The sequence below is a fragment of the Thermocaproicibacter melissae genome, assembly GCF_024498295.1.
GTDB lineage: Bacteria > Bacillota > Clostridia > Oscillospirales > Acutalibacteraceae > Thermocaproicibacter > Thermocaproicibacter melissae.
On the sequence record NZ_CP101827.1, the window covers coordinates 1,244,895 to 1,263,053 of the forward strand.

Below are 18,159 nucleotides of genomic sequence, written 5' to 3' on the forward strand. Positions count from 1 at the left end.
CGCACTCCGGAATGAAGGAGTGCGCTTGCTTTTTGGATTCAGCCTGTAAGGACGGAAGCGGATTTCGGGAATGTATATCCATACGGATTGCTGAGAAGGTAACTTCTGTCGTTCTTGAAATCTCCGTAGTTGTAAATGTTCGCTTCATTCAGGCAGCGGTAGAAAAGCCCCGCAACGAAGTTTCCTCCTGCCTGATTCCACAAAATCAATTCGGAACCGAAGGCCGTTGCATTGGTGTAATTCAGGTCATGTTCCATTTTATCCGAATTATTGAAATTGACATAGCCTGCATTCAGCCAACCGGTCTCCCCGTTTGAAAGGCGAACCTTATACCAGACATCATTCTTCTTTTCTTTCCAGACATCCATTACCGTTACGGACGTGCCGTTGGAAACGCCGCTGCAAATTGGGTTGGAATTGAACGTATGGTTTTGGCGCATGGATGTGCTGTATGTAACCTTCGCGCCTAATCCTGACGATGGAATTTCGGGCGGTACAACCGCATTTTTCATAATCCTGCGGAAATCCATCTCTTGCGAAGAGTTGAAATATCCCGCGCCGACGTTATAAGCAAAGCTAATCAAGGCATCGGCCTGATTCTGATTCATTTTGAAATTATTCGCGGCAATCATCCGGTTCAGTTCTGTAGTGTAAGAACCGTGGTTAACCGTGTTCACCAACTGAGCCCAAGCCTCCGGCTTACTGAGATTGTTGTAGAAAACCGCGTTGGAGCTGAGTGTAAAGCCGTAGCCGATTGTCGGAATGCTGTTGTAGGTAAGTTTATCGGCATAAACCGTAGCGCTGTACCCTTCCCAGCTAGCGATCATGTTGATAAGTTGATCGGAAGCGCGGCGGGATTCGTTCGTGGAAACCTCTGGGTCGCCCTGTGTAGCTACCATCACATCGGAAGCGACGCCGCCGGAACTGTAAACGCCTTTGACGGAAGAAACCGCCGTAAAGGAGTACACGCCGGCAGTATCAAACTTGGTAGAAGCCGTCCAAACTTTTGTCGTAACGCCATTTGTGGTGTTTGTTGCTGAGAGAGAAGCCTGCAGCGTCCGCACACTTCCGTTTTGCATCGTAACGAGGAACCTGACACCGTCACGCTGCGTATCGGTAACTGCGGTAAACGTTACGGCGCTGCCCGGTGCCGCAATATTCGGGGACGCATAAGCAGCGCGGACAGGTTCTGCCTCAGTGACTGTAACATTGCAGACAGCTTTTGCAGAACCGGAAGCGGCGGTAATCACCGCTGTTCCGGGCGCGACAGCCAGAACATATCCGTTCTGGACGGTTGCAACTTTGGTGTTGCTGCTTGTCCAGGTAGCGGAGCCGGAAGCCTTAATCCAAAGCGTTTTGCCCTGCGGAATTTTTGCAGAAGTCGTGGAAATCGAAATGGAATTGCTGGAACCTGTATCGCCGTCATAAAGAAACTTCACATAGTCCGTGCAGACATATCCGATTGTGCTTCCCCATTTCACCTTCATCCAGCTATTCTTCGGTGGCTCAAGTACGGTAAGATATGTACCATTTTTCAGGTATCCAAGCACACTGTAAGATGTGCCTGGTCCGGAACGAAGCCGCAGCAAATCGTTAACCTGCACGAGCGCACCCGTCAGCTTCGGAGTGGAAGGAGTGCTCGTGCTCCCTGTTGAACCGGAAGAGGCGGAAGAACTGGAGTTGGAAGAAGTGGAAGAACTAGAAGAGCTAGAAGCTTTGGAGGAACTGCTGGAAGAAGTTGTGGTACTTGAAGAACGAGATGATGACGAGGATGATGAAGATGTGGAACTTGAAATCTTCAGATAATCCCTGCTGCACCAGCCCTGTGTTCCGCTCGCTGTGCGAACCTTTACCCAAGACCGGTTGGAATTATCAAGCACCGTGACGGTGGAACCTTTCTTCATCGTCAGAATAACACGGTAATTCAACCCTGCACCGGTGCGGAGATTCAAGTAATCCGTTGTTACCGCGGTCAAAGATGAGCCGGAGGAAGAAGTTGAAGTATTTGAGCTTGTGGAACTTGCAGCACCTGAAATTGCCAGGTACTGGCGGTAGCACCAACCGCTCCTTCCGTCGGAAGTCTGAACCTTCACCCAGTCGCGGTTGGAATTATCAAGCACCTTCAACGAAGTACCGGTCTTGAGAACGGTAATAATCCCGTTGCCGAGGGACGGGCCGTTTCGCATGTTCAAAGCCGTTGTCGTTTTAGCAGTGATTCCGGAAGAAGATGACGAAGTGTTCTGACTGCCCGAAAAGCTCAGATACTGCTTAAAGCAGTATCCGACATACCCGCTGACAGTCTTAACCTTCGCCCACTGGCTGTCCGAATTATCCAGAATCGTTACCGTGGCATTTTTAATCAGAGTCAGAATGACCTTTGTATTGGTACCCGGCCCCTGTCTTAAATTGAGGTAATCTGTTGTTTTTGCCGTTGTGGCCGCGGACACGCTGCTCCCGAGCGGAACAGCCGTAAACAAAAGAACGGCTGCACAAACTGCCGCTAACGAAGTCCGCCAAAAGCGGCGCGATGTTTTCTGCAATTCAATTCCTCCCATTTGACCAATAAAATTCCAAAGCATAATCCTACATTTTGCTATATTATACAGCATTATTTGGCATGTTACAACCCTTGCAGAGAGCCGCCTTCTGCTTAATTTGTCAAAAAAATTCACAAAAATCGGGGTGCTAAATTGTCACCCCGATTTTTGTGCATATTTCTTCCAGCAAATTATTTCATTTTTATGTATCTTCAACGGGAAGTACGCTGTTAAATACCGCGTAATTTTTATAGGTAATCTTGCGGTCAATATGCTGGGACCCGAAGAACCATTTTTTATATTTGGTTTGCTTCATAATCTGGCTGAAGTAGGCTTCGAGTTGATTCTCCGTTTTCACGTCGATCTTCGGCGGCATATGCGTGATGATATAATCCACTTCAAACCCGTTCGCACGCAGGTTATCGGCTCCCCTGCGCATTTCTTCGAGATTCGGCATTTCACACGGCCACCACCGCTTCATTTCCATGCGGATTTGCTTCTCAGCGCTTTCTCCCCCGCCGAACGTAAAGATCTTATGGCCTTCAATGGTATAGACCTCTCCACGCATTAAATGATAGAGGTTGCCGCTGATATGCTGAACCCTACCGCCGTTCCATTCCTCCACCGGATATTTCGCAAGAAGGTCGAAGTTCTCGTGGGTGCCGTCCAGAAACAAAATCTGATATTTCTTTTTCCCGAGCTTGCGGAGGCACTTTTCCTCCTTCGCACCGCCGTCCCACAGAAAGCCGAAGTCCCCACAGATAATCAGCGTATCACCCTTTTTCAGTTTTCGCATTTCCTTCGAGTGAAAGCGCTGCATTTCCCCGTGGGTATCTCCCGTAACATAAATCACGTTTCTTTCCTCCATGCTGCGCGCGGATAATTTCCGCGCGGAAAATATTGTTGCGGTCGAATCTTCTTTTCATTTGCTTCTAAAACTGTTATACTGAAAATATGTAGCAATGCATTGTTATCATATCACATCGGAGGCAAAATTTCCATGATAAAAAAGGCTGCCGCCCTTTTCTCCTCATTTTTGATTTTCTGCACTGTGCTTTTTCCGATAAAAGCGCAAGCGTCGGTGTTTCACATTGATTTTGACACATACTCGAAAGCAATTGAACTGGTAAATCTCGACACCGGGGTACCTGTCTACGAAAAGAACCCCAACGAAAAATGCGAGCCGGCTTCCATTACAAAAATCATGACATATATCGTAGCCGTCGAGCACATCAAGGACCTGCAGGGGACAAAAATCACCGTCAAGCAGAAAATCCTAGATGAACTCTCCGGTACGGGCAGTTCCATGTCCGGTATTCAAGTCGGCGATGTAGCTACCGCCTACCAGCTGCTGAACTGTATGATGGTTCCGTCGGGCAACGATGCCGCCTTGACCCTTGCCGATTATGTCGGCGGCGGGGATGTTCAGAAATTCGTTGATATGATGAACGAAAAAGCCAAAGAGCTCGGCTGCACGAACACCCATTTTATGAACCCGCACGGTCTGCATGACCCGAACCACTACACCACCGCAGCGGACCTTGTCAAAATTACCCGATATGCCATGTCCCTTCCGTACTTCATGCAAATCTGCAACCAGCTCAGCTATACCTATAAACCGATCGGCGGGCCGAACACAGGAAAGCAAACCGTTCTTTCCACGACGAACCGGATGCTGATGAGCAGCGACCCGAAGTATTATTACACCTATGCCAAAGGCATCAAGACCGGCCATACCGATGAATCCGGCTACTGCCTTGTATCCACAGCCTCTGCCGACGGTTACAGTTACCTTTGTGTTGCGCTCGGCGCTCCTTCTGTTGACAGCAAGGGCAATGCAATCACGACGCACGGCGAAATGCTTGATTCAGCCGCCCTCTACCGCTGGGCGCTGAGGAATCTGGAGCTGAAACAGGCCGTGGACTCGACCACTATCCTCGGTGAAGTTCCGCTGAAATACGCTTGGAACAAAGACACCTTGCAGGTTACGGCAGAAAAGAGCTTCTCCTGTATTCTCCCGAAAAATGTGCAAACGAGCAGCATTATTGTCACTCCAAACCTTCCGGAATCGGTGGAAGCCCCCATCAAGAAAGGGCAGGTCATCGGAACCGCAACCGTCAGCTACGCCAACCAAAAGCTCGCGACCATCAAACTTGTTGCGGCCGATTCTGTGGAGCGAAGCGAAGTGCTCCACACGACCGATATTGCAAAATCAATTGTAACTTCCACTTGGTTCTTGATTATTGCAGGCATTGTCATTTTCCTGCTGGTTGTTTATATTGTTCTTGCGATTATTTACAACCGCAAGCGCAAAACGCTGCGCAAGGTAAAACATTATAAAAATATGTAATGAAGCACTTCAAGGGGATAAGAACCGAAATGCCACCTGCCAAAAACAGGTGGTATTTTTATGCGCAAAAAAGCCGCCTCCCCGGTTTTCACCGAAGCGGCGGCTTTGCTGATTGCAAGGGAAACTTACTTCAACTCGACTTCTGCGCCGACCTTTGTGAGTTTTTCCTTCATAGCTTCTGCATCGTCCTTGGAAACGCCCTCTTTGATTGTCTTCGGAGCAGAATCAACAAGGTCCTTAGCTTCCTTCAGGCCCAGGCCGGTGATTTCACGAACAGCCTTGATGACCTGAATCTTCTGATCGCCAACACTCTTCAGAACGACGTCGAAAGAAGTCTTCTCTTCAGCAGCCGGAGCAGCAGCAGCCGGAGCAGCAGCAACAGCGACAGGAGCAGCAGCGGAAACACCGAACTCATCTTCGAGAGCCTTTACAAGCTCGGAGAGCTCAAGAACGGTAAGGGATTTAACGTCTTCAATCAGCTTTGCAACTTTATCGGACATAGTAGAGAACCTCCATATAAATTTTTATTTTTGTAATAGGGATTAAGCGGACTGTTGTTGTTTTTCGGCAATTGCATTCAATGCAATAACCAGGCCTCTGAGAGTGCCGTTGAGCACCGTAACGAAGCCGGAAATCGGGGCATTCAAGCCGCGGAGAGTCCGGGCCACGAGTTCCTCTTTCGAGGGCAGCTCTGCCAGAGTCTGGATTTCAGCTACAGTGGCGGATTTTCCGTCGATGAAGCCGCCTTTGATTTCAAAGTTCTTGTTTTTCTTGGCATAGTTATTCAAAACCTTAGCCGGGGCAACATAGTCCTCTGTGTTCACGGCAATTGCCGTTGTGCCTTCCAGAATGGAATCGAGGCCTTCAATTCCCGCTTCTTTCAAAGCAAGGCGCAAAATCGAGTTCTTAACCACTTTGTAGTTGCTGCCGGATTCTCTGAGTTCCTTACGGAGCTTTGTGTCGTCAGCCACCGTGATGCCTTTGTAGTTAACAATAACACCCGTGTGAGCCGCCTTCAGTTTTTCAGAAAGATCAGCAACCTGCTTCTTCTTTTCTTCCAAAATCTTTTGACTTGGCAAATCTATTCACCTCCAGTAACAGAATCAGAACAACAGAAAAGCCTTTTCCGCTTGCCGCAGAAAAGGCTTCAAAACACAAAATCGTGCATTGATCCTTATTCTCGGCAGGCTGGAAAAAACATTATGCTAAAAGCACCTGCTGTCTTTGAATAAGTTCTATTAACTTAGAGCACTATACCACAAATTCGGCCGTCTGTCAAATCAGGCGCTGAATTTGTTCGGGTTGATGCGCACGCCGGGGCCCATGGTGGAAGCCACGACGCAAGAACGGATATACTGGCCTTTCGCAGCTGCCGGCTTTGCTTTCACAATGGCGCTGAGAAGGGCATCGAAGTTTTCGACGAGCTTTTCCTTGCCAAAGGACACCTTGCCAATGACGCAGTGAATGATGTTGGACTTGTCGAGACGGTACTCAATCTTACCGGCCTTTGCCTCTTTAATGGCTTTGCCGATTTCACGAGTAACAGTGCCGGCCTTCGGGTTCGGCATCAAGCCGCGGGGGCCGAGGATCTTACCGAGACGGCCGACAAGACCCATCATGTCGGGTGTTGTAATCAGCACATCGAAGTCCATCCAGTTTTCATTCTGGATTTTCTGAATCATTTCCTCTGCACCAACAAAATCTGCTCCGGCTGCTTCTGCTTCTTTAGCAGCGTCGCCCTTGCAGATGGCGAGGACGCGCACGGTTTTGCCCGTGCCGTTCGGCAGGACGATAGCACCGCGAACCTGCTGGTCAGCGTGGCGGCTATCAACGCCGAGCTTTACGTGAACTTCGACACTTTCGTCGAATTTCTTGGTCCCTGTCTTGACACAGAGATCAAGAGCTTCTTCGGGATCATAGAGTTTCGTGCGGTCGATCAGCTTTGCGCCGTCGACGTATTTTTTACCGTGTTTCATAGGTTTTCCTCCCTGTCAAGTGGTAAAATCGGATTTCAAGTTCCTCCCACCGGGAATAAGAGAACAGAAGAACGCTCGTCTTAGCGCTGGCGTTCTATATCAGTCGACGACTTCAACGCCCATGCTGCGGGCTGTTCCGGCGACCATGCTCATTGCTGCTTCAAGAGAAGCGGCATTCAAATCCGGCATCTTTGTTTCCGCGATTTTCTTAATCTGCTCGCGGGTAATCTTCGCAACCTTTGTCTTGTTCGGCTGGCCGGAAGCTTTTTCGATTCCGCATGCCTTCTTAATCAGAACAGCAGCCGGCGGAGTCTTGGTAATGAACGTAAAAGAACGGTCCGCATAAACGGTGATGATGACCGGGATAATCATTCCAGCTTGATTCTTTGTGCGTTCATTGAATTCCTTCGTAAATGCCATGATGTTGACACCGTGCTGGCCGAGCGCAGGTCCGACCGGCGGTGCCGGGGTTGCTTTGCCGGCAGGTATCTGAAGCTTAATGAAGCCTGTTACCTTTTGTGCCATTTTTACTGCACCTCCAAAATTCGTGGTTGATGGCGGAGCGGGAAATTTTTCGCTCCTCCCACAGGGGAAATCCCCTCATAAAGGGCGGGCTGCCCCGCCGATTATTCTGAAAGAAAACTTATTCGATGCTTTCCGCCTGATTGAGCTCCAGCTCTACCGGCGTTTCGCGACCGAACATAGAAACGGTGACGCGGACGCGGTTTTTCTCTTTGTCCACTTCACTGACGACGCCTACAAACCCTTCCAGCGGGCCGGCGATAATCTTTACGGAGTCTCCGACTCCATAAGAAACTTTAACCTCTTTCTTTTCAACACCCAGGCGCGCAACCTCATTCGGGGTAAGCGGAATGGGTTTGGATGACGGGCCTACAAAGCCTGTGCAGCCGCGGATGTTGCGGACAATATACCAGGATTCGTCAGTAAGAACCATCTTGACCAGGACATAGCCCGGGAAGATTTTACGTTCTACTTCACGTTCTTTGTCATCCTTAATCTCCTTGACGGTTTCGGTTGGAACAAGCACCTGCTGAATCAGATCGTGAAGCTGCCGGTTCTCCACCGTCTTCGCAAGATTTGAGGCAACCTTGTTTTCATACCCGGAATAGGTATGTATAACATACCATTTTGCTTCTTCTGGCAAAGATAGCCCCTCCGATCGAATCAATCGTTATTTTGCGACGCTCATGATCAAACTGAGCAGATTGACAAACACAAAATCCAGCCCCACCACAAAGAGGCCAATAATCAAGATGGTAACGAGTACGACACCGGTGTTGCGAAAAACGGTATCTGGCGTGGGCCAAACCATTTTTTTGACCTCACCTTTTGTGTCGCGGAAAAATTTTGAAATTCCTTTGCTGGCTTTTGTAAAGAAGTGTTCTTTCTTCTTCACCGACTCTGTCTTTTCAGCCATACATTTTGCCTCCGTCCCCATTACTTGGTCTCACGGTGAAGCGTGTGTTTCTTACAGAATCTGCAGTACTTGTTCATCTCAAGCCTGTCCGGGTCATTCTTTTTATTCTTCATCGTGTCATAATTGCGCTGTTTGCACTCAGTGCAGGCCAAAGTTACTTTCACTCTCATAACGGCACCTCCCGTAATACGGAAAAATTTTTAGCTCCTAATTTGCGGAGCTGCGGCCTCCCTCAGGGTAAACGGATGCAAAAAAAATAACCCCATTTACCGAGGTAAAATTATTGTAACACACCGCTTTACTAGTGTCAAGCTATATTTTCAGAAATGTGAATGTCCAATAAATACCGCCTCGGTTTTTGGAACCGAGGCGGTAAAAGAATTACCTTCGATCCATTTCGTTAAGGGTTGCCGCCATGATTTGGCTGCGCTTTTTCTTCTTTTCCGGCTTTACCTTCTTGCCCTTCATCTTAAGGGCAGATTTATGAGCTTTTGCAAGCTCCTGAGAGAAGTTCGGCTTCAAGGCTTCCACGGCGCGTTCGCTCAATCCGTTCAGAAGTACAATCGTGATAATGGAACGCACATCGAGGTCGCCGGAAACATACATTTCACTCAGCAGAGTGGCGCAGCGGTTCACGGCAGATGTGTTTCCGCCGGATGTGCACAGCTCTTCGATTTTCGGCAAGAGTTTCTCTCTGGTGAATGTCACGGAGCGAACCTGACCGTAAAGGCTGCGTTCGTCGTTCAGCTCATCTTTCAGCTCCGGGAAAATGCCGACAAAGCGGTTGAAGAAAAAGATGGTGTCTACGTTGTTGTCGTCATCTTTGCGGCGTTTCTTTTTCTGCGCCTGACCAACCGCTTTCTGGATCTGCCCCGCGACAGAATCCGTAAAGTCGTTTACGATGTCTTGCAACTGGTCCTTAGAATCGGTTTCCGGGTCAAAAAGCCACACGGAAACCGACTTCCACTTTTTATCCGGGCCTTCGTCCGTCATGCCGCATTTTTTCAGCTCAAAGCGCTTTTTGTCCACCTGGTAAACAATGCCGTAAGCGAGGTCGTCCCCTGCAAACACCACGCTTTGCTTGTCCTTTTCCGCGGCGGTATTCTTAACCTGGCTGAAGCCCCGCTCCTGAAGCACTTCGCCTACTTTTTGCGTTACATAATCAAATGCGTTCTGCTCCAATTATCGTTCACTCCTGTAACGGAATTTCATCCGCTGTCTTGTCTTCCTGCATGATTTGCTTTGTAAGGATATATTATTATACTACATGATTATACTACACGGCAAACCTTTTGTCATCAGCGAATTTGCCGGCATACGGCTCCAAAATATGTTTGCACCGCATGTGGCGTTGTGCTATGATATGTACTTGTAGGATTCGGACAATACGCGGGCGGAACTGCCAAAGCGCGGTGCTGTCCGCTGGCTGGCCAATGCTTTTTGGCCGGAATCTTCTTAGGATTTTCCCTCTGCGTGCCGAACAGAGCACGAAACAGAGGCTGGAGGAATTTTCTTGATGCAAAAGAAAAAAATAGCCGTTCTTTTTGGCGGCTGCTCTTCGGAGCATGAAGTTTCCCGTGTTTCTGCATTTTCCGTCATTCAGAATCTGCCGCGGGATAAATACGAGATTGTGCGCGTCGGCATTACGAAAGACGGGCGCTGGTTCCTTTACACCGGCCCGGATGAAAAAATCCCGACCGGAGAATGGGAACAGAGTGACGAAAAGAAGCGCGCCTTCCTTTCTCCCGACCGCGGCATCGGCGGATTTGTTGTGGAATCTTCCGAAGGTTTCACCACACTTCCGGTAGACTGTGTTTTCCCCGTTCTGCACGGCAGAAACGGCGAAGACGGAACCATTCAGGGCCTGCTGGAGCTGAGCGGCCTTCCGTTTGTGGGGTGCGGCACCCTGTCTTCCGCTGTATGCATGGATAAAGCCATCACCCATGCGCTGCTTTCCAACGCCGGCATCCACTGTGCGAACTACCTCTGGTTTTTCCGCACCAGCTACACGGGCGACGGCATCCGGAAAATCAAGACAAAAATCGAGGCACGCCTCGGTTATCCTGTTTTCGTAAAACCCGCAAATTCCGGCTCCTCGGTAGGCGTTACCAAGGTCAACAGCGAAGCGGAACTAGACGCCGCGGTAGCAGCGGCAGCAGCCGAAAGTGACAAGATTCTCGTGGAAGAAGCCGTCTGCGGCCAAGAAGTCGAATGTGCTGTTCTCGGCAACACCGACCCGAAAGCAGCACCCATCGTGGGTGAAATTGTCGCCTCCGCGGAATTTTACGACTACGACGACAAATATAAGAACGGCACTTCCAAGCTGAATATTCCGGCGCATCTTGACGATGATGTTGCGGCGCAAATCCGCACCACCGCTCAGCGTGCGTTCCGCCTTCTCGGCTGCCGGGGCTTTGCACGGGTCGACTTCTTCGTGCGGAACGGGAAAGAGATTCTTCTCAATGAGCTGAACACAATTCCGGGTTTCACACCCATCAGCATGTATCCGAAACTGTGGGATGCGTCCGGCGTTTCTTACAGCGAACTCCTTGACCGACTGATTCAGCTGTCCTTTCAAGACGATGCGCAAGACTTCAAGAAGTAAAAAGGTACAGCACATCAGCGGCGAGGCCGCCAATGCGACGGCCTCGCACCGGACTGTACAAACTGTGCAAAAGGAAGGAATAACCGGGCTGCATACAGCCGTCCGTAAGACTCAGCGTCCGGACGACACGGATCTATTTTCTCAATTTCCTTTGAGGGAGAATGAAATGCAGGAAAATTATCTTATTTCCATAAAAGGCTCGCAGAGAGTGGACGGCGAAGAGGGCAGTGTAGAACTTACTACATTCGGCTCCTATGTAAAGCGCGGCTTAAGCCGTTACATTGTATATAAGGAATACGCCTCCGACACAGTGCCTGTGACACGCACTTCCATACTGAAAATCGACGGCAATAACCGTCTGACCCTGATGCGAAAAGGCGGAGACAGCACACGGCTGATTCTGGAAAACGGCAAGCGCCATCTCTGCCAGTATGACACAGGCTACGGATGCCTGACGGTCGGCATTTTTACCAGTCAGCTCGACTCCAATCTCGACGACAAGGGCGGAAGCTTGAAAGTCCGCTACACGTTGGACATCAATTCCGTTCTTTCCAGCATGAACGAACTTTCCATCACCGTCAAGGAGGCAAAAAACAACGATGTTAAAAATTGAGCTCCAAGCAATTGAAGATTTAAGGAATGCAATACTTGCGGCAATCCGCTGCGGAATGGAGTCCGGCGCTCTTCCGCAGGCCGAGATTCCCGAATTTACAATCGAAATTCCCGCTGACCGTACCCACGGCGACCGCGCCGCCAACGTGGCGATGGTCAGCGCAAAGGCTTTTCGCATGCCGCCGCGCAAAATCGCGCAGGTGATTGCCGACAAAATCGACCTGAGCAAAACTTACTTTGAGCGCTGCGAAATCGCCGGCCCCGGCTTTCTGAATTTTTTCCTTGCCCGCCGCTTTTACGGCGACATCATTAAGGAGATTTTGGAGCAGGGTTCGGAATTCGGCCGCAGCGACTGGGGTAAAAAGCGCAAAGTCATGGTCGAGTACGTTTCCGCTAACCCGACCGGCCCGATGCACATGGGCAACGCGCGCGGCGGTGCCCTCGGCGACTGCCTCGCAGCCGTGCTCGATGCAGCGGGATTTGACGTAACGCGCGAATTCTATGTAAACGACGCCGGCAACCAGATTCTGAAGTTCGGCCATTCGCTGGGTGCGCGCTATCTGCAGCTTTTCAAGGGCGAAGATGCCGTTGAGTTCCCGGAGGACGGCTACCACGGAGAAGATATTATTGAGCGCGCCAAGGAATTCGCCGAGGTGTACGGCGACAAATACGTCAACGCCGACGCGGAAACCCGTGAAAAGGCGCTTGTCGACTTTGCTCTGCCGAAGAATATCGAGAAGATGAAGGCCGACCTTGAAAAATATCGCATTGTTTACGACAACTGGTTCTTGGAAAGCACTCTGCACAATGACGGAGAACTTCAGGAAACCATAGAGATTCTAAAACAGCGCGGCATGACTTATGAAAAGGACGGCGCTCTGTGGTACCGCGCGACCGCAAACGGTGCGGAAAAGGACGAAGTTCTGATTCGCCAGAACGGCACGCCGACCTATTTTGCGGCGGACATCGCCTACCACCGCAACAAATTCGCAAAGCGCGGCTTTGACCGCGTCATTGACGTATGGGGCGCCGACCACCACGGCCACGTTGCCCGCCTAAAGGGGGCCTTGGACGCCATCGGCCTCGACGGAAGCAAGCTCGACATCGTTCTGATTCAGCTGGTGCGCCTTGTGCGCGGCGGCGAAGTCGTGAGAATGAGCAAGCGCACCGGCAAGGCAATTCAGCTAGCTGACCTTCTGGAGGAAGTACCCGTCGATGCGGCGCGCTTTTATTTCAATCTGCGTGAAGCCAATTCTCAGATGGATTTCGACCTTGACCTCGCGGTTCAGCAGGATTCGCAGAACCCCGTGTACTATGTGCAGTACGCTCATGCGCGCATCTGCAGCATTTTGAAAAATCTTGCCGCCGAAGGCGTACATCCGCGGCCCTGCACCGATGAAGAACTCGCCCTGCTGACGGCTCCGGAAGAAACCGAACTGATTCGTCACCTTGCCTCCTGCACGGAAGAGATTATCGCCTCTGCTCGCGACTATGACCCGGCCCGCATGATGCGCTATGTCATCACGCTGGCGACGCTCTTCCACAAGTTTTACACGAACTGCCGCGTAAAAGGTGAAGAAGAAAGCTTGGCGGCTGCCAGACTCAACCTTTGCCTTGCAACTGCGACCGTGCTGAAAAACGTGCTGTCGATGTTCAAAATCACGGCACCGGAAAGTATGTAACCGAAAGGATTACGGTGTATTAACATGGAGATTCCGTTTGGCCTGCCTGCGGTATTGAAAAAAGAAGATACGCCGGAAAACGGCGACGCTCCCGTTCGATTATCCAACTATTCCGTCATCAGCGGCGGAATGGGTTCCTCCGGCGCGGAGACTTGCGTTTGCGGAGCCGTGTTCGGCCCCTCGGGGATTCTGTACGATTCCGAAAAGGAATTCGACTTTGACGCTGTTTATTCTTACTACCGCCAGAAGATATGCGACCTTAACGAAAGCAAGGTGCGTTTTCTGCTGCTGAATCGGCAGACGTCGCTTGCGGATATGCGCGCGGCGCTTCTGGCGGCAAGAGACAAAGACCTGCCGGTGGCCGCCTGCCTGACGGCTGACCGCAGAAGCAGGAACTGCAGTTTTCTTTCTTCCCTCATCACCCTGCAGGCGATGGGAATTCAGGCTTTCGGCCTTTGCGGTATTCCCGACGAGGCCATGTTGGAAAGCATTCGCCGGGCCTCAGCACACACGACGGTTCCGCTTATCGTGATTGCCGACGCAAAACCCAATCAGTCCCCCGAAGAATATGCAGAAGCGGTTCGCCCGCTTCTGGAGGCCGGTGTCAGACTGCTTGGGTGCGGCCATGGAACCACCCCGGAGCATTACCGTAAGATTGGGGAACTTGCAAAAAAATTCGGCCCTCCGGATATCTCCGAAGAGCCTGACTGCTTAGCTGCAGCGTCCGACCGTGAAACGTTCTTTCTCGGCGACGATATACGATGGAGCGAGCCTCTTCCCTGCTCCGCCTCACTGGTCGATAAGCTGATTGACCTTGACGACGAACAGGTCAATGCGGCGCTCGTCTATGTGGAGAGCGTCAGCGACGCCGAGCTTCTGGGCAAATGTGTCTCCATGTCTCGCCTTCCCATTGCGGTGCGGGCGGACAGTCCTGTTGTGCTCGACGCTGCCCTGCGCTATGTTCAGGGGCGATTGATTGTTGACTCGGGTTCCTCCATCGAACGCGATGTTTTGGAACCGATCGCCGCAAAATACGGCGCTATTGTCTACTGACGTCCTGCCTGTTATTGGTATCCTGTTCTTCGGTTGGTTCGGGAACCTGCACATCTTCCGGCGGAACGTCCCAGCCTTCAAAGGCGATTGCCATTGCACCGAGCGCCAAGCAGCAGGCAATTCCTGCGAGCATAATAGCCCAGTTGGTGATGCCAAATGGGCCGATGACCATTGATGCAAGCGTCATCACAAAGCCGATATCGAACAAAATTACCGCAAGTTTCTCGTCATCCATCGGTGCCGTCCCCTTTCTCGGAATTTAATTCATAGAGCGCGTCCGCAAGCGCGGCAAACTGTTCCATTGTGAGCCTTTCGGCGCGCAAATCCGGTGCGACTCCGGCTGCTGCAAAAGCGGCAGCCGCTTTTTCTTTTGGAATCGAAAGACCTGCGGCAACCGAATTGACAGCCGTTTTTCTTCTCTGGCTGAACGCCGCCTGCACAACGGTGAAGAACTGCTTTTCATCGCGTACGCTTACCGGCGGTTTTTTGCGCACTTCTAGGCGGATAACACAGGAATCCACGTTCGGCTGCGGGTAAAAACAGGAACGTGGTACGCCAAATAGTATTTTCGGTTCTGAATAATACTGAACGGATACGCTGACTGCTCCCGCGGCGCGCGTTCCCGGCGCGGCACAGAGGCGTTCGGCAGCTTCCTTCTGAACCATGACCGTCATCGCGGTAATCGGAAGTTTTTCTTCAAGGACTCGCATAATGACCGGCGAAGTGATATAATAAGGCAAATTAGCGCAGACTGCGACTTCCATTCCCTCGAATTCCTCGCGAATGAGAGTCGAAAGATCGAGCTTCATGGCATCGCCCCAGACGATGCTCACGTTTTTGCAGTCACCCAGCGTTTCCTTCAGCACCGGCTCAAGGCTGCGGTCCAGTTCAATGGCGACGACCTTTGCCGACCGCGCCGAAAGCTCGCGGGTGAGCACGCCGAACCCCGGGCCGATTTCGAGGACGCCTGTATTCGGCGATGCTCCGCAAAGCTGGGCCATCTTTGGGCAGATATCTGCGTTAATGATAAAATTTTGGCCGAGTGAATGAGAAAAGTGGAAACCGTAGCGGGCAAGAACCGCCTTCACGGTGCGGATATCCGATAAATTCATAAGTAAGAAAACCTCCGCATTTCTGCCTGTTATTATAACACAGCATAGGCGGAATTTCCACGAAAACACTCCACAAGCATCGGAGGGAAAGAAGAAAATGGGAAGAACGGACAAAACCAATTATTATCTCGACATTGCGGAAACCGTTTTGGAGCGCGGGACATGCCTGCGCCGAAATTTCGGCGCCATCATCGTCAACCACGATGAAATCATTTCGTCCGGCTACACCGGTGCGCCGCGCGGCCGCAAAAACTGCATCGACCTTGGTTATTGCGTCCGCGAATCACTTGGGGTTCCCCGCGGGGAACGGTATGAGCTCTGCCGCTCGGTTCATGCAGAGATGAACGCCATCATCAGCGCAGCACGCGATGAAATGATCGGTGCAACTCTGTATCTCGTTGGGCGTGAGGCAAAAACCGGAGAATACGTGAAAAACCCTGCTCCCTGCTCCTTGTGCAAGCGGCTGATTATCAATGCCGGCATCATCCGCGTTGTTGCAAGGACCGGTGAGGGTACATTCTCGGTGACGGATGTCGGCGAATGGGTCACCGACGACGAATCTTTATCCGGCAAATTCGGTTATTAATTGTACATGTGTATTGCCGTTAATCCCCCGATTTTCGGGGGATTTTTTTCATGCAAAGTTGCAGGTTCAGTCGAGCGCGGTCTTTTATCCTCGAAACAGTTCCAAAAATGAATTTCGATTTTTGTTGACATCGCACCCGAATTTCAATATAATGGTAGTATCAATTGAATAGTTGTTCAATTGTTCATTTTGATGCGGTATTTTGAAACTGTGATACGATTTGGAATATTGGCTCTAAGCCCTCGCTGCAGTGCTAGCCGTACAAAGCATACACTCGAAAAATCCGCTTGAGGTGATTCACATGGAAAAAGAGAACAAAAAGAAGCTGTACCGAATCATCGCAACTGCTGTTCTGCTTGTTGCAGTATACATCATTGACAGAAACACAGTACTGCCGCTGTGGGGCAGCCTGTTGCTTTACTTGGTACCGTACCTGACGGCGGGCTATGACATCCTCCTTGAGGCCGGTGAAAGTATCCTCCACGGAGAAGTATTCAATGAGGACTTTCTAATGAGCATTGCTACCATCGGCGCGCTCTGTATCGGTTTTTTGCCGGATGCGGAACCGGAATTTCCGGAAGCGGTATTCGTCATGCTGTTCTTTCAAGTAGGCGAACTCTTCCAAGAACTCGCGGAAGGAAAAAGCAGAAGGTCGATTACGCAACTGATGGACCTTCGCCCAGACAGTGCGAACGTCGAACGGGGCAGCGAAGTCATCACCGCTAAACCAGAAGATGTGTCGGTCGGGGAAATCATTGTCATCAAGCCGGGCGAAAAGGTACCGATGGACGGCATTGTTTTGGAAGGAACGAGCAGCCTGAATACCGTAGTGCTGACCGGCGAAAGCGCTCCCCGCACCATCCGCGCGGGCGACTCTGTTCTCTCCGGCTGCGTCAACCTCTCCGGTGTCCTTCGGGTAAAGGTAACTAAGCCTTTTGGGGAATCGACGGCCGCAAAAATTCTCAACCTCGTGGAAAACGCGAGCGAAAACAAATCGAGAAGCGAAACCTTCATCGCAAAATTTGCAAGGTACTACACCCCGATTGTCGTCGGCGCCGCAGTCATTCTGGCGTTCCTCCCTCCCCTCTTCTCCGGTAATTTCAGCGGAAACATTGCTTCTTGGATGTACCGCGCGCTCATGTTCCTTGTTGTCTCGTGCCCATGCGCGCTTGTCATTTCCGTTCCGCTCACCTTTTTCGGCGGAATCGGCGGTGCCTCGAAAAACGGAATTCTTGTGAAGGGCTCTAACTACATGGAGGCCCTTTCTAGGGCAGGAATTGTCGTGTTCGACAAGACCGGCACCCTGACAAAGGGCGTCTTTGCTGTCACCGCCGTACACCCGGATACCTGCGATGAAACAAAGCTTCTGCACCTTGCCGCGCACGTGGAACGCTATTCCACGCACCCAATCGCAGTGTCGCTTCGGCAGGCTTATCCGAACGAAGCGGACGACTGCTCCGTAACCGATGTGGAGGAAATCTCCGGGCAAGGCGTCCGCGCAGTTGTCAACGGAAAAGTCGTCTGCGTCGGCAATTCCAAAATGATGGGGTCAATCGGCGCCAAATGGCGGCCGTGCCATCACGCCGGAACCCTCATTCACGTCGCGATTGACAACGAATACGCCGGCCACATAGTCATTTCCGATGCGGTGAAGGAAGATGCAAAGGAAGCCGTGCATACGCTCAAGGCAGCCGGCATAGCGAAAACCGTCATGCTCACCGGCGACCACAGCGAAGTCGCGAAACGGGTGGCAGAGGAACTTGAAATTGATGAATACCACGCCGAGCTGCTCCCTGCGGACAAAGTAAGCCGTGTGGAAAGTCTTCTCGCCGAAAAGCAGGCAAAACAGTCGCTTGTATTCGTCGGCGACGGGATTAACGACGCGCCGGTTCTTGCAAGGGCGGACGTGGGCATTGCCATGGGCGCCATGGGTTCCGACGCCGCTATTGAAGCCGCCGATGTTGTACTGATGGATGACAAACCTTCCAAAATTGCGCTGGCAGTCGGCATCGCAAAGCGTACCATCCAAATTGCCCGTGAGAACATTGTTTTCGCCTTGGCGGTGAAACTTCTTATTCTGATTCTGGCCGGTTTTGGCGCCGTTTCCATGTGGTTTGCGGTTTTTGCCGACGTCGGCGTCATGATTCTGGCCGTTCTCAATGCCACGAGAACACTAAAAGCGCCTGTTCATTCCTAGCGACTTTTCGC

General features: G+C 51.2%; 19 protein-coding genes and 1 other annotated feature. Of the genes, 7 read left to right on the top strand and 12 right to left on the bottom strand.

All coding sequences use genetic code 11. The features are described from left to right. Positions 1–38: 38 nt before the first annotated feature. Both NOG13_RS06130 and NOG13_RS06135 read right to left on the bottom strand, forming a co-directional pair. Positions 39–2,540: an SH3 domain-containing protein gene (locus NOG13_RS06130; protein WP_283109696.1), complete on the bottom strand. Its 2,502-nt coding sequence runs from the start codon at positions 2,538–2,540 to the stop codon at positions 39–41. A gap of 199 nt (positions 2,541–2,739) precedes the next feature. Beyond that, positions 2,740–3,390 (bottom strand): metallophosphoesterase family protein, encoded by a 651-nt coding sequence (locus NOG13_RS06135; protein WP_283109697.1) that lies wholly within the window; start codon positions 3,388–3,390, stop codon positions 2,740–2,742. Between the two features lie 147 nt (positions 3,391–3,537). On the opposite strand from NOG13_RS06135, the gene NOG13_RS06140 reads away from it, so the two are divergent. Beyond that, the gene (locus NOG13_RS06140; protein ID WP_283109698.1) at positions 3,538–4,887 is read left to right on the top strand and encodes a D-alanyl-D-alanine carboxypeptidase family protein; all 1,350 of its coding nucleotides are present in this window, start codon (positions 3,538–3,540) and stop codon (positions 4,885–4,887) included. Positions 4,888–5,012: 125 nt separating this feature from the next. On the opposite strand, the gene rplL is transcribed toward NOG13_RS06140, so the two are convergent. The 8 genes from rplL to NOG13_RS06180 form a co-directional block, all read right to left on the bottom strand. Next, on the bottom strand, positions 5,013–5,387 hold the full coding sequence (gene rplL, locus NOG13_RS06145; protein ID WP_283109699.1) for a 50S ribosomal protein L7/L12: 375 nt from the start codon (positions 5,385–5,387) through the stop codon (positions 5,013–5,015). A 42-nt stretch (positions 5,388–5,429) separates the two neighbouring features. After that, positions 5,430–5,966, bottom strand: coding sequence for a 50S ribosomal protein L10 (gene rplJ, locus NOG13_RS06150; RefSeq protein ID WP_283109700.1), 537 nt, complete (start codon positions 5,964–5,966; stop codon positions 5,430–5,432). A gap of 25 nt (positions 5,967–5,991) precedes the next feature. After that, positions 5,992–6,133, bottom strand: a sequence feature (ribosomal protein L10 leader region). 34 nt (positions 6,134–6,167) lie between these two features. Continuing rightward, positions 6,168–6,863 carry a 50S ribosomal protein L1 gene (gene rplA / locus NOG13_RS06155; protein WP_283109701.1) on the bottom strand — a complete coding sequence of 232 codons (696 nt, stop codon included), beginning with the start codon at positions 6,861–6,863 and terminating at the stop codon, positions 6,168–6,170. 99 nt (positions 6,864–6,962) lie between these two features. Next, positions 6,963–7,388, bottom strand: coding sequence for a 50S ribosomal protein L11 (rplK, locus tag NOG13_RS06160; RefSeq protein ID WP_283109702.1), 426 nt, complete (start codon positions 7,386–7,388; stop codon positions 6,963–6,965). Positions 7,389–7,506: 118 nt separating this feature from the next. Then, on the bottom strand, positions 7,507–8,028 hold the full coding sequence (gene nusG, locus NOG13_RS06165; RefSeq protein ID WP_283109703.1) for a transcription termination/antitermination protein NusG: 522 nt from the start codon (positions 8,026–8,028) through the stop codon (positions 7,507–7,509). A 27-nt stretch (positions 8,029–8,055) separates the two neighbouring features. After that, positions 8,056–8,301 (bottom strand): preprotein translocase subunit SecE, encoded by a 246-nt coding sequence (secE, locus tag NOG13_RS06170; RefSeq protein WP_283109704.1) that lies wholly within the window; start codon positions 8,299–8,301, stop codon positions 8,056–8,058. 20 nt (positions 8,302–8,321) lie between these two features. After that, positions 8,322–8,471, bottom strand: a complete 150-nt coding sequence (gene rpmG, locus NOG13_RS06175; protein WP_016148174.1) for a 50S ribosomal protein L33 — start codon at positions 8,469–8,471, stop codon at positions 8,322–8,324. Between the two features lie 211 nt (positions 8,472–8,682). Continuing rightward, the gene (locus tag NOG13_RS06180; RefSeq protein WP_283109705.1) at positions 8,683–9,483 is read right to left on the bottom strand and encodes a DUF7674 family protein; all 801 of its coding nucleotides are present in this window, start codon (positions 9,481–9,483) and stop codon (positions 8,683–8,685) included. Positions 9,484–9,817: 334 nt separating this feature from the next. Here NOG13_RS06180 and NOG13_RS06185 point away from each other — a divergent pair, with 334 nt between their 5' ends. From NOG13_RS06185 to NOG13_RS06200, 4 genes are all read left to right on the top strand, one after another. Beyond that, complete coding sequence (locus tag NOG13_RS06185; protein WP_283109706.1) at positions 9,818–10,906, top strand: D-alanine--D-alanine ligase family protein; 1,089 nt, start codon at positions 9,818–9,820, stop codon at positions 10,904–10,906. A gap of 166 nt (positions 10,907–11,072) precedes the next feature. After that, positions 11,073–11,519, top strand: a complete 447-nt coding sequence (locus tag NOG13_RS06190; RefSeq protein ID WP_283109707.1) for a YwiB family protein — start codon at positions 11,073–11,075, stop codon at positions 11,517–11,519. Next, a complete protein-coding gene (argS, locus tag NOG13_RS06195) occupies positions 11,506–13,200 on the top strand; it encodes an arginine--tRNA ligase (RefSeq protein WP_283109708.1) in 1,695 nt (564 codons plus the stop codon). The genes NOG13_RS06190 and argS overlap by 14 nt, the downstream gene beginning before the upstream one ends. 24 nt (positions 13,201–13,224) lie before the next feature. Continuing rightward, positions 13,225–14,253 carry a homocysteine S-methyltransferase family protein gene (locus NOG13_RS06200; protein ID WP_283109709.1) on the top strand — a complete coding sequence of 343 codons (1,029 nt, stop codon included), beginning with the start codon at positions 13,225–13,227 and terminating at the stop codon, positions 14,251–14,253. Here NOG13_RS06200 and NOG13_RS06205 read toward each other — a convergent pair. Both NOG13_RS06205 and rsmA read right to left on the bottom strand, forming a co-directional pair. Further along, complete coding sequence (locus NOG13_RS06205; RefSeq protein ID WP_283109710.1) at positions 14,240–14,488, bottom strand: hypothetical protein; 249 nt, start codon at positions 14,486–14,488, stop codon at positions 14,240–14,242. The two genes, NOG13_RS06200 and NOG13_RS06205, sit on opposite strands and share 14 nt — an antisense overlap. Continuing rightward, the gene (gene rsmA, locus NOG13_RS06210; protein ID WP_283109711.1) at positions 14,481–15,365 is read right to left on the bottom strand and encodes a 16S rRNA (adenine(1518)-N(6)/adenine(1519)-N(6))-dimethyltransferase RsmA; all 885 of its coding nucleotides are present in this window, start codon (positions 15,363–15,365) and stop codon (positions 14,481–14,483) included. The genes NOG13_RS06205 and rsmA overlap by 8 nt, the downstream gene beginning before the upstream one ends. 97 nt (positions 15,366–15,462) lie before the next feature. Between rsmA and NOG13_RS06215 the strand changes: the two genes are divergently transcribed. Next, the gene (locus NOG13_RS06215) at positions 15,463–15,951 is read left to right on the top strand and encodes a deoxycytidylate deaminase (protein ID WP_283109712.1); all 489 of its coding nucleotides are present in this window, start codon (positions 15,463–15,465) and stop codon (positions 15,949–15,951) included. A gap of 301 nt (positions 15,952–16,252) precedes the next feature. Beyond that, positions 16,253–18,148, top strand: coding sequence for a heavy metal translocating P-type ATPase (locus NOG13_RS06220; protein ID WP_283109713.1), 1,896 nt, complete (start codon positions 16,253–16,255; stop codon positions 18,146–18,148). Positions 18,149–18,159: the final 11 nt, after the last annotated feature.